Source organism: Streptococcus sp. HMSC062H02 (genome assembly GCF_001813005.1).
Classification (GTDB): Bacteria; Bacillota; Bacilli; order Lactobacillales; family Streptococcaceae; genus Streptococcus; species Streptococcus oralis_S.
The window spans coordinates 1-13,212 of the sequence record NZ_KV811091.1 but is presented as its reverse complement, the minus strand read 5'-3'; the positions used below and the strand labels follow the sequence as shown (position 1 = coordinate 13,212).

9 protein-coding genes and 3 tRNA genes are annotated in these 13,212 nt (G+C 35.1%); 9 read left to right on the top strand and 3 right to left on the bottom strand.

All coding sequences use genetic code 11. From position 1 onward, the window contains the following. Window positions 1-4 precede the first annotated feature (4 nt). From HMPREF2885_RS01365 to HMPREF2885_RS01340, 6 genes are all read left to right on the top strand, one after another. A tRNA-Arg gene (locus HMPREF2885_RS01365) sits at window positions 5-78 on the top strand. Window positions 79-242: 164 nt separating this feature from the next. Further along, window positions 243-368, top strand: a complete 126-nt coding sequence (gene comC, locus HMPREF2885_RS01360; protein ID WP_000799678.1) for a competence-stimulating peptide ComC — start codon at window positions 243-245, stop codon at window positions 366-368. 20 nt (window positions 369-388) lie between these two features. Beyond that, a complete protein-coding gene (gene comD, locus HMPREF2885_RS01355) occupies window positions 389-1,708 on the top strand; it encodes a competence system sensor histidine kinase ComD (protein ID WP_049550146.1) in 1,320 nt (439 codons plus the stop codon). Further along, window positions 1,705-2,457 carry a competence system response regulator transcription factor ComE gene (comE, locus tag HMPREF2885_RS01350; protein WP_000866082.1) on the top strand — a complete coding sequence of 251 codons (753 nt, stop codon included), beginning with the start codon at window positions 1,705-1,707 and terminating at the stop codon, window positions 2,455-2,457. Before comD ends, comE begins: the two co-directional genes overlap by 4 nt. A gap of 51 nt (window positions 2,458-2,508) precedes the next feature. Further along, window positions 2,509-2,580 (top strand) — tRNA-Glu (locus HMPREF2885_RS01345). Window positions 2,581-2,585: 5 nt separating this feature from the next. Continuing rightward, window positions 2,586-2,659: transfer RNA gene (locus tag HMPREF2885_RS01340), tRNA-Asn, on the top strand. Window positions 2,660-2,697: 38 nt separating this feature from the next. On the opposite strand, the gene HMPREF2885_RS01335 is transcribed toward HMPREF2885_RS01340, so the two are convergent. Beyond that, window positions 2,698-3,240: a TetR/AcrR family transcriptional regulator gene (locus HMPREF2885_RS01335; protein WP_000665077.1), complete on the bottom strand. Its 543-nt coding sequence runs from the start codon at window positions 3,238-3,240 to the stop codon at window positions 2,698-2,700. 128 nt (window positions 3,241-3,368) lie between these two features. Between HMPREF2885_RS01335 and HMPREF2885_RS01330 the strand changes: the two genes are divergently transcribed. Continuing rightward, window positions 3,369-6,023 carry a YhgE/Pip domain-containing protein gene (locus HMPREF2885_RS01330; RefSeq protein WP_063641745.1) on the top strand — a complete coding sequence of 885 codons (2,655 nt, stop codon included), beginning with the start codon at window positions 3,369-3,371 and terminating at the stop codon, window positions 6,021-6,023. 21 nt (window positions 6,024-6,044) lie between these two features. Here HMPREF2885_RS01330 and HMPREF2885_RS01325 read toward each other — a convergent pair whose 3' ends face one another. Together HMPREF2885_RS01325 and HMPREF2885_RS01320 are read right to left on the bottom strand one after the other, a co-directional pair. Further along, entirely contained in the window at window positions 6,045-8,597 is a 2,553-nt protein-coding gene (locus tag HMPREF2885_RS01325) for a YfhO family protein (RefSeq protein ID WP_065371481.1), read from the bottom strand. A gap of 61 nt (window positions 8,598-8,658) precedes the next feature. After that, complete coding sequence (locus HMPREF2885_RS01320; protein WP_070656887.1) at window positions 8,659-10,281, bottom strand: ATP-binding cassette domain-containing protein; 1,623 nt, start codon at window positions 10,279-10,281, stop codon at window positions 8,659-8,661. 195 nt (window positions 10,282-10,476) lie between these two features. Between HMPREF2885_RS01320 and trpS the strand changes: the two genes are divergently transcribed. Together trpS and guaB are read left to right on the top strand one after the other, a co-directional pair. Beyond that, window positions 10,477-11,502 carry a tryptophan--tRNA ligase gene (gene trpS, locus HMPREF2885_RS01315; RefSeq protein ID WP_000165451.1) on the top strand — a complete coding sequence of 342 codons (1,026 nt, stop codon included), beginning with the start codon at window positions 10,477-10,479 and terminating at the stop codon, window positions 11,500-11,502. 162 nt (window positions 11,503-11,664) lie between these two features. Continuing rightward, on the top strand, window positions 11,665-13,143 hold the full coding sequence (gene guaB / locus HMPREF2885_RS01310; protein ID WP_000073416.1) for an IMP dehydrogenase: 1,479 nt from the start codon (window positions 11,665-11,667) through the stop codon (window positions 13,141-13,143). Window positions 13,144-13,212: the final 69 nt, after the last annotated feature.

Genomic DNA, 13,212 nt, shown 5'->3' with positions numbered 1-13,212 from the left:
GTTAGGTCTCATAGCTCAGCTGGATAGAGCATTCGCCTTCTAAGCGAACGGTCGCAGGTTCGAATCCTGCTGGGATCAATTTTAGATGCGAAGCTGGGATAAATCCCAGCTTTTTTCTTAAAAAAGTGCGTTTCAGGTGCAAAAATGTACAGTTGGGAAGAATTTTTTCTTACATGGTCTTCATTTTGTATAATAGATGTGTAAGTTAACTTACAAGAAAAAATAATACAGGAGATTTCATTATGAAAAATACAGTAAAGTTGGAACAATTTAAAGAAGTAACAGAGGCAGAATTGCAGGAGATTCGAGGTGGAGATTGGAGAATTTCAGAAACAATTCGTAATCTTATTTTTCCAAGAAGAAAGTAATGAAATAAAGGTAGAGAGTAATGGATTTATTTGGATTAGGGATAGCTATTTTTTATTTTCTCATCATTAGCAAAAGTTATGAATGGATTTGTAAAATAAATAGAAAAGAACAAATTGTTTTTTTCTCTTACACATGCATCTCAGTTTTTATACTTGAAGAAATTATTACACTAGTATTTTCTAATAGTTTTGCTTTGTCTAAATTTTTATTTCCTTTGGTTGTGTACCTTTATTTAAGAAAGTTAAAGAAGTCTGAAAAATACAAAGCTATTTTTATCAGTTTACTACTGTCTTTATTATATCACAGTACTCATACTTTTATATCCGTAACCTTATCTTCTATAATAGGAGATGAAGTAGTATTACACTATAAAAGTACATTCCTTTTAGTAGTATTGTTAATGACTTATTTTTCTATTCTAATAATAATTCGTTATTTTCATCTGGATATTAAATATTTTGATAAAGATTATCTGTATCCTTTTTTAAAAAAAGTAATAGTTGCTTTCTTTGGTTTACATATCTTATTGTTTATTTCAGATATAGTAAGTACAACTCATCATTTAAATAGCTTCGGAAGTATTTTATCAACCATTGTTTTTATTTGCTTGTTATTGATTTTCTTTGCAATGAATTCTCACAAGATTCAAATTGAAAAAGAGATTGCTCTAAAACAAAAGAAATTTGAACAAAAACATTTACAGACTTATACTGATGAAATTGTGGAGTTGTATAATGAAATTCGAGGTTTTCGTCATGATTATGCAGGAATGCTTGTCAGCATGCAAATGGCGATTGACAGTGGAGATTTACAAGAAATTAACAGGGTTTACAATGAAGTCCTAGTAAAAGCAAATCAGAAATTGAGGTCAGAAAAATATACTTACTTTGATTTAAATAATATAGAAGATTCTGCTTTACGAAGTTTAATTGCTCAATCGATTGTCTATGCACGAAAAAATGATGTAGAGTTTACATTGGAAGTAAAGGATATCATTACTAGACTGTCAATAGATTTACTTGATCTTGTTCGTATCATGAGCATTTTACTAAACAATGCCGTTGAAGGTGCTGCAGATAGTTATTTGAAACAAATGGAAGTTGCAGTCATTAAAATGGATTTTGAAACAGTTATAGTTATCCAAAATTCATGCAAAATCACTATGACGCCTTCAGAGGATCTATTTGCCTTAGGTTTCTCTACCAAGGGAAGAAATAGAGGTCTAGGACTTAATAATGTCAAAGAGATTTTAGATAAGTATGACAACATTATCTTAGAAACAGAGATGGAAGACAACACATTTAGACAAATTATTAGATTTAAGAGGGAATTCGAATGAAAGTATTAATTTTAGAAGATGTTATTGAGCATCAAGTGAGACTAGAGAGAATATTGAATGAAATCTCTGAGGAATCGAATATTCCTATTTCATATAAGACAACAGGAAAAGTTCGTGAGTTTAAGGAATATATCGAAAATGATGAAGTAAACCAGCTTTATTTCCTAGATATCGATATTTATGGAATTGAGAAAAAGGGATTTGAAGTGGCTCAGTTTATTCGTCATCACAATCCTTATGCTATTATTGTCTTTATTACCAGTCGATCTGAATTCGCTACTTTAACTTATAAGTATCAGGTATCAGCTTTAGATTTTGTAGATAAGGACATCAATGATGAATTGTTCAAAAAACGTATCGAGCAGAGTATTTTTTACACTAAGAGCATGCTGCTTGAAAACGAAGATGTTGTAGACTATTTTGATTACAACTATAAGGGAAATGATTTGAAAATTCCTTACCATGATATTCTGTATATCGAAACAACAGGTGTTTCTCATAAATTGCGAATTATTGGTAAGAATTTTGCCAAAGAGTTTTATGGAACTATGACAGATATTCAGGAGAAGGACAAACATACCCAGCGATTTTATTGCTCCCATAAATCTTTCCTTGTCAATGTAGGAAATGTGAGAGAAATTGATCGAAAAAATTTAGAAGTTGTCTTTTATGAAGATCATCGTTGTCCTATTACCCGTTTGAAAGTTCGTAAACTAAAAGATATTCTAGAGAAAAAATCTAAAAAGTGATTGACAATAAGTAAGAAATTGATATAATGGTTATATCTGCTACAGATAGATGGTCCGTTGGTCAAGGGGTTAAGACACCGCCTTTTCACGGCGGTAACACGGGTTCGAATCCCGTACGGACTATTTTATCCGCCATAGCTCAGTTGGTAGTAGCGCATGACTGTTAATCATGATGTCGTAGGTTCGAGTCCTACTGGCGGAGTTAGATAAAAAGAACACCATCTGGTGTTCTTTTTATTCTTAGTTTGTATCACCTAACATTTTCATAAGGAAGTCTGTCATTTCTTGCGGACTTTCTTTTTTCCCATGAGCAATCCAAGTCTGACAAACACCAAATAGGGCATTTGTTAGATAAATACTGCTATATTCTAACTCAATTGAATTTAGTTGTAGTTGCATAAAACGTTTCTGAAGATCAGTACTAAGCATAATATGCAGTTTATTTCTCAAAAAATTTTGGATTTCTTTGGTTCCATTTTCAGAAAGAAGAGCAGCCAGAAGTGGTTCTGATTCTAGATATTCAAATACTTCTAGAATAGCATCTCTTTTATGATGAACATGTTTTTGGAAGATATATTCAAATGTATGAAATAACTTACTTTGATAGTGTTCAATCATATCATACTTATCTTTGTAGTGAGTGTAGAAGCTAGAACGACTAATTCCGGCTTTTTCTGCTAATTTGACAGTAGAAATTTGATCAAAGGGCTGGTCCATCAATAATTGAACCATGGCATTTTCGATAATTCGTTTTGTTTTTAAACGTTTGTTACTTTCTTTCATAATTTCTCCTTGTAAACAAAAATAGACTATGTGTCTAAAAAATTATTTTTTACCTTGTAATTTAGATTTTTTGATGTATAATCTATTATATCAAAATTTTAGACAATATGTGTAAAAAAGGAGGAAACATGTTTAAAGAATGGAAAGCAATATTTAAAAAACCGACCTTTATCATTGTAATGATAGGGATTTCTCTCATTCCAGCTTTATACAACATTATATTTTTATCGTCCATGTGGGATCCATATGGTCAAGTATCGGAGTTACCTGTGGCAGTTGTCAATAAAGATAAGGAAGCTTCTTATAATGGACAGACTATGACAATTGGTGAAGACATGGTGTCTAATTTAAAAGAAAATAAGGTTTTAGATTTTCACTTTGTTAATGAAGAGGAAGGGGAAAAAGGGCTAGAAGATGGTGACTACTACATGGTAGTGACTTTACCAAGTGACTTATCTGAAAAAGCTACTTCTATCCTAACGAATCATCCTGAACAGATGCAGATTGATTATCAGACGTCAAGTGGGCATAGCTTTATTGCAAGTAAGATGAGTGATTCTGCAATGACACAATTAAAACAAACTGTCTCTACTAATGTTACGGAAACATACACTAAGGCTTTATTTCAAAAAATGAATGATTTGAAATCTGGAATAAATAAGGCAGCTGAAGGAAGTGAACAATTGGCTAATGGAGCCGATCAGTTGGTGACGGGAAGTCAAACGTTGACGACAAATCTTAATACTCTAGCTAATTCAACTGTAACTTTTTCAAATGGAGCGGATCAATTTACAAAAGGCTTATCTAGCTATGTGTCTGCTATAGAGCAATTACATATTGGTTTAGGAACTTTTAATAGTGGTTTACAAAGTTATACAAATGCTGTCTCACAAGTTGACACTGGACTTGGTCAATTAGCTTCAAAAACTCCTGAGTTGGTGACAGGTGTAAATCAGCTAAATACAGGTATAAAGTCCTATACAGGTGGCGTTTCACAACTGGATACAGGTCTCAATCAATTTTCAGTTGGTGTAAATGCTTATACAAGTAGTGTGAAAGAACTTTCTAACGGAACAAGTCAATTATCCAATCAATCAGATACACTAAGAGATGGAATGGAGCAATTAAATACTGGTATTAAAGAAATTTCAAGTCAATTAGAGTCCTCATCTCAACAAAGTGAAGAAATAGCGCAATTGGCAACAAGCTTAGGAGAACTAAATAAAACACTACAAGCTCTTAAAATATCAGATAATACTCAACTGAAAAGTACATTGTCAGAAGCTTTGCCAAATCTAACAACTCTTGCTCAGGATATTGTGACAAAAAGTCAGACAGAACAAGAGAAAACTATTGCTAACCTTCAATCAACAGCTACTTATCAATCTCTTACAGAGGAACAAAAGAAAGAACTGACAGAAGCTATTTCTAAAAATTCTAATTCTACTATTGAGTCAGCAAAAACAATTTTAACGACAGTAGGGGGATTAAAAGAAAGTATAGAGAATTCAGAACAACAAGTATCTAATCTATCTGATGTGCAGACGAAAGCAAATCAACTCTTACCTGCAGCATCTAGCTCCTTGACAACATTGTCAAATGGATTTACAACATTACAAACTTCTGTAAATAATCAGTTAGTTCCTGGAAGTCAGTCAATTGAAAAAGGTGTTGTAAACTACACTAAAGGATTGGATACTATTTCTATTGGTGCTAATCAACTAAGTGAAAAAAATACAAGTTTAACAACTAGTCTAGATAAATTAGTTTCTGGATCAAGTAAGTTGACAGAAAATACATCAACCTTGACAGCTGGAGTAGATGCGTTAGCTGGAAAAGCTCCAGAATTAGTATCAGGTATAGAAAGTTTGTCATCTGGTTCTGCTCAATTGAATAATAAGAGCCCAGAGCTGATAGCAGGTCTTACTACATTACAATTTGGCTCTAGTCAATTAACAGATAAATCAACACAGTTACTTTCTGCAGCATCTCAACTAGGAAGTGGCGCTATGAAGATAGCAGATGGTGCTGGAAAACTAGCAGATGGTGGAACAACCTTAACCTCTAGTCTTGAAAATTTACAGACAGGAGTTGATTCATTAGGACAAGGATTAGGTAATGCAAATACTCAACTTAAATCAGCTTCAACAGAATCTAAAAATGCAGAAACATTATCTGAACCTCTAGTTCTCTCAAAAACAGACAATGACCAAGTCCCTGTAAATGGGATTGCTATGGCTCCTTATATGATATCAGTTGCTCTTTTTGTTGCTGCTATATCTACCAATATGATTTTTGCTAAGTTGCCTTCTGGACGTCATCCAGAGAGCCGTTGGGCTTGGTTGAAGTCTCGTTCTGAAATAAATGGGATTATAGCTGTCTTAGCAGGTGTTTTAGTTTATGGAGGTGTCCATCTTATTGGATTGACTGCGAACCATGGGATGAGGACCTTGATTCTAATTATAATCACAAGTTTAGCTTTCATGTCTATGGTGACAGCTTTAACAACTTGGAATAGCCGTATTGGAGCTTTCTTCTCTCTTATTTTACTTTTATTACAGTTAGCATCAAGTGCAGGGACCTATCCCCTTGCTTTGACAAATGATTTCTTCAAAGGTGTCAATCCTTGGTTACCAATGAGTTATTCTGTATCAGGCTTACGACAAACAATCTCTATGACAGGAAATATTCATCACCAAGTGATTTTCCTTATTATAACACTAGCTTTCTTTACTGCTTTAGGTATGCTAGCTTATCAACCTAAGAAAATGGAAGAAGATTAAAAAGATTGGCCAAGGAATTGGTCAATCTTTTTCTGTCTTAGATAAATTTCGTCTGTGATTATAGATCCCAAAAAGAAGAAGGGCAGTTAGTGAGCAGGCTACTCCAATAACAAAACCATTGGGGATAAAGGAAAGTGTAATGGTGCCTTTTCCTTTTGGAACATCAACTTTCATAAAACCAGTCTGAGCCTGCTTGATTTCAAGTTTTTTCCCATCTTGGTATGCAGACCAACCTTTGTCATAAGGAATAGTGAAGAAAATAGAGGTATCTTGTTTTACTTCATATGTAGCAAAGACTTTATTTTTAGAGGTGGATACTTCTACAGGTTGTTCTTTAATCTTTTGAATTGCCTCAGTAAGAGCCTGAGTATCTAAACGATAGAAGGTTGGGGATTCAAATGACACCTGAGAATTTCCAGGGAAACTAACACTGATATTGAAAGTTTGTCGTTCTTCAGTATAACCCAAATTAAAGAAATTAAATGCATTGTCAGTTGTAAAAGTCTTTTTTTTTCCATTGACAATGATGTCAACTTTCTTTTGCTTATCGTTTGTAAAATGAAGATTTGAAAAAGAGAGATAGACTTGACTATTTTGAGGAACCTCAATTTGATAATCAATCTTTGCATCTTCATTCGCAGAACCTGTGATGCTCGTTAAACCATCTGAAGTATCTGTTTTATCAGATGCTATTTGGGAGAAGTAATCCATGTTGAGATTAGCAAGCTGGTTTATAAATAAAGCCTGATTATCTAGAGTGTGATTATTAAAGTTTACATCGGTGTAAATAGATTGAGTGGCAAAGGCAATGGGTAAAGAGAGTTGATTTTTATATAAGGTTAAATGATCCTTTTGATAAATCTCTTGAAAGCCATACTTATCAAGTGAAGTTTCAGAAATATTGTACTGGATTCCAAATAAACTATCTGCTAAAAGACTATTATTTGCATAACGGAGATTGAGGTTAGTTCCAGAGGATTTGAATCCCAGTTTATCCAAACTAGTGCTAGCTGAACGATTTCGTACAGACGAAAATTGAGAGATTCCATTGTAGTTAAATTTCATACTGTCATTCCCAGTCTGAATTTGCAGTTTTTCAGTACGTGTAAATGAATTGTCAATTTGGTTTAGAATGGATTCCATAGCGGTGATATCTCTATTATAGGCGCTACGAGAAGCAAAGGCCCATTCTTTAGCTATTCCTTCCATTTGAGATGATGCATTTAAGCTTATCTCAGCTATTATAAATAAAGACAAAAGAATTGCAAATAGATTTACAGAGATAAATTTTCTAATGACTGCAAGAAGTAAAAGAGCATAAACTAGTAGAAATTCAAGAGTGAGTAGGATATTCAAATCAGTTAGAAAAGAATAGTGCGATTTAAAATAGATAGTAGCCAAAAATCCTGTTAGTACAAGAAAAAGTGAGACAAATAGATTCCAGAGCTTCAGTTCTTTCAGACGATTTAAGACTTCTGCTGCAGTATAAATTAACAGAGTGGAAAAAATCCAAGCATAGCGATGCAAAAACATATTTGGGGTATGCATCCCTTGCCAAAATAAATCAAGTGCTTCTATGTAAAAGCTTGTTATTAAAAAAATAAAGAAAATTGCATAAGTAAGTTTCACGTGAAACCTTATGGATTTTATTGTGAAAAATAGAATGGTCAAAATAAAAGGAAGCAATCCAACAAAAATCATTGGTATAGATCCATACTTAGTTGTATCAAAAGATCCAATGAATTGTTTTGCGAAAATATCCAGATACCAGCTACTATCTGTCTTTAATTTTGTGATGGCAGTCAACTTCTCTCCATGAGTTTGTAAATCAAACAGTGTAGGAAGAGTCATAATCAAACTAGCCATTCCAGCTAAAAAGGAGGTAACAACAAAATCAAGAAAAGATGATTTTCGAGTTTTAAAGTCCCAAGAAATTTGGCAGAGATACCAGAAAATAAGAAACAATGCTGTCATATACCCAAAATAATAATTTTGAATAAATAAGATTGACAAACTTGCAAAGTATAGTAGGCGCTTCTTTTGTGTTATAAGTAGGTGTAAACCAGTTATAATTAAAGGAATCAAGATAAAAACATCTAGCCAGGTTTTAATCTCTAACTGACTGACAATGAAGCTCATTAAAGCATAGGAAGTAGATAAGGCAAGTTTTAAAAATTTTGGGATATCTTTAAATAATCTAGTCAAACTAAAGAAGGTTGACAGACCAATCAATCCAAATTTTAAGAGAATGGTCAGATAAACAGCATCTGGCATATTCGACAGATTAAAAAAGTAAACCAGAGGTGAGAGAAAACTACCCAAGTAATAACTAGATAGAGCATAGAAATTCAGTCCGAGGCCACTTGTAAAGGTGTAAAACAAACTACCATTTCCATGTAAAATATTTCGTAAAGCCACATCAAAAATAACGTATTGATGGAAACCGTCTCCTAATAGTGGAGATGTATCGCTATTCCAGTAGATACCTTGAGTTAGGTATACTCCAGTCATAATTACTAAAGGAATGATGAAAGAAACAAAATAGGTCCAATATGTTTTAAAAAATGATTTCATGTTACCTCGTAGAATGATAGAAAACTCAGTTGGTTACCCCAACTGAGTTTTGAAGTCTTATTTAATCTTTCCAAAGTTCTTTAACTTTTGCTTGTACTTCTGCATTTTCTAGGAATTCATCATAGGTTTCATCGATACGATCAATGACGCCATTCTTAGACAAAACAACGATATGGTTTGCTAAAGTTTGAATGAACTCGTGGTCATGACTGGCAAAGATGATTGATTCTTTAAAGTTTTTCAATCCATCGTTCAAGCTTGAGATAGATTCCAAGTCCAAGTGATTTGTTGGATCATCAAGTACAAGGACATTTGATTTCAAGAGCATGAGTTTTGAAAGCATGACACGTACTTTTTCTCCCCCTGACAAGACGTTTACAGGTTTGTTAACCTCATCTCCAGAAAAGAGCATACGACCGAGGAAACCACGTAGGAAGGTATTGTCATCATCTTCTTTACTTGCAAATTGACGTAACCAGTCAAGGATTGACTCTCCTCCTGCAAAATCAGCCGAGTTGTCTTTTGGCAAGTAAGAACGGCTAGTAGTAACTCCCCACTTGACAGTTCCTTCATAGTCAATGTCACCCATAATTGCACGAATTAATGCAGTCGTTTGGATGTCATTTTGTCCAATAAGAGCTGTCTTATCACCTGGACGCAAGATGAAACTAATATTGTCTAGGATAGTTTCGCCATCAATCTTTACAGTTAGATTTTCTATTGTCAAGAGATCATTACCAATCTCACGTTCTGCTTTAAAGTTGATAAATGGGTATTTACGACTAGAAGGAACAATTTCTTCTAATTCAATCTTGTCAAGCATTTTTTTACGAGACGTTGCTTGTCTTGACTTAGAAGCGTTGGCAGAGAAGCGAGCAACGAATTCTTGCAATTGCTTAATTTTTTCTTCTGCCTTGGCATTACGGTCTGCTAGCAATTTAGCAGCAAGCTCAGAAGATTCCTTCCAGAAGTCGTAGTTTCCGACATAGAGTTTGATTTTTCCAAAGTCAAGGTCGGCCATATGAGTACACACTTTGTTTAAGAAGTGACGGTCGTGGGATACTACAATAACGGTGTTATCAAAGTCAATCAAGAAGTCTTCTAGCCAAGTAATAGATTGGATGTCCAACCCGTTGGTCGGCTCGTCCAAGAGAAGAACGTCTGGTTTGCCAAAAAGTGCTTTAGCAAGGAGAACCTTCACTTTTTCACCATTGGCCAATTCGCTCATGTTTTGATAGTGCAATTCTTCTGGAATGTTTAGGTTTTGAAGTAATTGAGATGCTTCACTTTCTGCCTCCCAACCTCCAAGTTCAGCAAATTCACCTTCGAGTTCGGCTGCACGAACACCATCTTCATCGGAAAAATCTTCCTTCATGTAAATGGCATCTTTTTCTTTCATGATGTTGTAAAGTTTTTCATTTCCCATAATGACGACATCAATAACTCGCTCGTCTTCATAGTCAAAATGATTTTGACGGAGAACAGAGAGACGTTCATCTGGACCAAGAGAGATGTGACCAGTTGTTGGCTCGATATCACCAGCTAAGATTTTTAAGAATGTAGACTTCCCAGCACCATTAGCACCAATCAATCCGTATGTATTTCCTTCTGTAAATTTGATATTGACATCATCAAAAAGTTTGCGATCACTAAAACGTAGTGAAACATCAGATACTGTAAGCAATGTTTTTCTCCTATAATATGTAATATATTTATTCTACTAGAAAAGAGAGAAATATTCAAATTTTTGTTTGTCAATTTTATGTCAATTAAGTTTACAGGTCTGTTTACAATGAGTTAGTTGTTTGATTTAAATAATTTTCTGTTATTTTAACAAAAAAATGCTATAATTGAAGAGACAATTTCGAAGGAGAAAAAAATGACGAAACCCATTATTTTAACAGGAGATCGCCCAACAGGAAAACTGCATATTGGACATTATGTTGGGAGTCTTAAAAATAGAGTATTACTGCAGGAAGAAGACAAGTATGACATGTTTGTTTTTTTGGCGGACCAACAAGCATTGACAGATCACGCCAAAGACCCTCAAACGATTGTAGAATCGATTGGGAATGTTGCCTTAGATTACCTAGCAGTTGGATTAGATCCAAGTAAATCAACTATCTTTATTCAAAGCCAAATTCCAGAGTTGGCTGAATTATCTATGTACTATATGAATTTGGTGTCACTAGCTCGTTTGGAACGGAATCCGACAGTAAAAACAGAGATTGCTCAAAAAGGGTTTGGAGAAAGTATTCCGACAGGATTTTTGGTTTATCCAATTGCGCAAGCAGCAGATATTACTGCCTTCAAGGCTAATTATGTTCCTGTTGGGACAGATCAGAAACCAATGATTGAGCAAACTCGTGAGATTGTTCGTTCCTTTAATCATGCTTATAATTGTGAGGTCTTGGTGGAGCCGGAAGGTATTTATCCAGAAAATGAGAGGGCAGGGCGTTTGCCAGGTTTAGATGGAAATGCTAAAATGTCTAAATCCCTTAATAATGGTATTTATCTAGCTGATGATGTGGATACGTTGCGTAAAAAAGTCATGAGCATGTATACTGATCCAGACCATATTCGGGTTGAGGATCCAGGTAAGATTGAAGGAAATATGGTTTTCCATTATCTAGATGTATTTGGTCGTCCAGAAGATGCTCAAGACATTGCAGATATGAAAGAACATTATCAACGTGGTGGTCTTGGTGATGTAAAGACGAAACGTTATCTACTTGAAATATTAGAACTCGAACTTGGTCCTATTCGTGAGCGCCGTATCGAATTTGCTAAGGATATGGGAGAAGTGTACAATATGCTTCAAAAAGGTAGTGAAAAAGCGCGTGAGGTTGCGGGGCAAACCCTATCTGAGGTTAAAGGAGCAATGGGACTAAATTATTTTAAATAATAGATAAAATATGAATCATAAAGCTATCTCTTCCATAGGATCACAGGGATAGTTTTTTTATGATTTCTACCATAAATATAATTGACAAATTTTCATAGAATGGTATGATAGATACAATACAAAAAGAGTCAAGCTCAAAAAGAAAGAAAAGAGGAAACTTCAATGTCTAATTGGGATACTAAATTTTTAAAAAAAGGTTTTACCTTTGATGATGTATTGCTCATTCCAGCAGAAAGTCATGTGTTGCCTAATGATGCAGATTTAACAACAAAATTGGCAGATAATCTGACTTTAAATATCCCAATTATAACAGCCGCCATGGATACAGTCACAGAAAGTCAAATGGCTATTGCCATTGCTCGTGCAGGTGGTCTTGGAGTAATCCATAAAAATATGTCTATTGCGCAACAGGCAGATGAAGTTCGTAAGGTAAAACGTTCTGAAAATGGTGTTATTATTGATCCATTCTTCTTGACTCCAGAACACACGATTGCTGAAGCAGATGAACTGATGGGACGTTACCGTATCAGTGGTGTTCCAGTTGTGGAGACACTTGAAAATCGTAAATTGGTTGGTATTCTAACAAACCGAGATCTTCGCTTTATTTCAGATTACAATCAGCCAATCTCAAACCATATGACTAGTGAAAATCTTGTTACTGCTCCTGTTGGTACAGATCTTGCAACAGCTGAAAGCATTCTTCAAGAACACCGTATTGAAAAACTTCCTTTGGTTGATGAAGAAGGACGTCTTTCTGGCTTGATTACTATTAAAGATATCGAAAAAGTAATTGAATTTCCTAATGCAGCAAAAGATGAGTTTGGTCGTCTTCTAGTTGCTGGTGCGGTAGGTGTCACTTCAGATACATTTGAACGTGCAGAGGCTCTTTTTGAAGCAGGAGCGGATGCGATTGTAATTGATACTGCACATGGTCACTCTGCTGGGGTTCTACGTAAAATTGCTGAAATTCGTGCTCACTTCCCAGACCGCACTTTGATTGCAGGTAATATTGCAACTGCTGAAGGTGCGCGTGCTCTTTATGATGCAGGTGTAGATGTTGTCAAAGTCGGTATCGGACCAGGTTCTATCTGTACTACTCGTGTGATTGCAGGGGTTGGTGTCCCACAAGTGACAGCAATCTATGATGCAGCAGCAGTTGCGCGTGAATATGGAAAAACAATCATTGCTGATGGTGGAATCAAGTATTCTGGAGATATTGTAAAAGCCCTTGCTGCAGGTGGAAATGCGGTTATGCTTGGATCAATGTTCGCTGGAACAGACGAAGCACCAGGTGAAACGGAAATCTTCCAAGGACGTAAGTTTAAGACTTACCGTGGTATGGGATCAATCGCTGCAATGAAGAAAGGTTCAAGTGACCGTTACTTCCAAGGTTCTGTCAATGAAGCAAACAAACTTGTTCCAGAAGGAATTGAAGGCCGTGTTGCCTATAAAGGCGCAGCAGCTGATATTGTCTTCCAAATGATTGGTGGTATTCGCTCTGGTATGGGTTACTGTGGTGCAGCTAACCTTAAAGAACTACATGATAATGCACAATTTATTGAAATGTCTGGGGCTGGTCTAAAAGAAAGCCATCCTCATGATGTACAAATCACTAATGAGGCACCAAACTACTCTATGTAAGTAGTAAAAAAGAACTCCTGATTTTCAGGAGTTCTTTTTGTTATGTGACTACTAGTCCGTCTCGCTCCG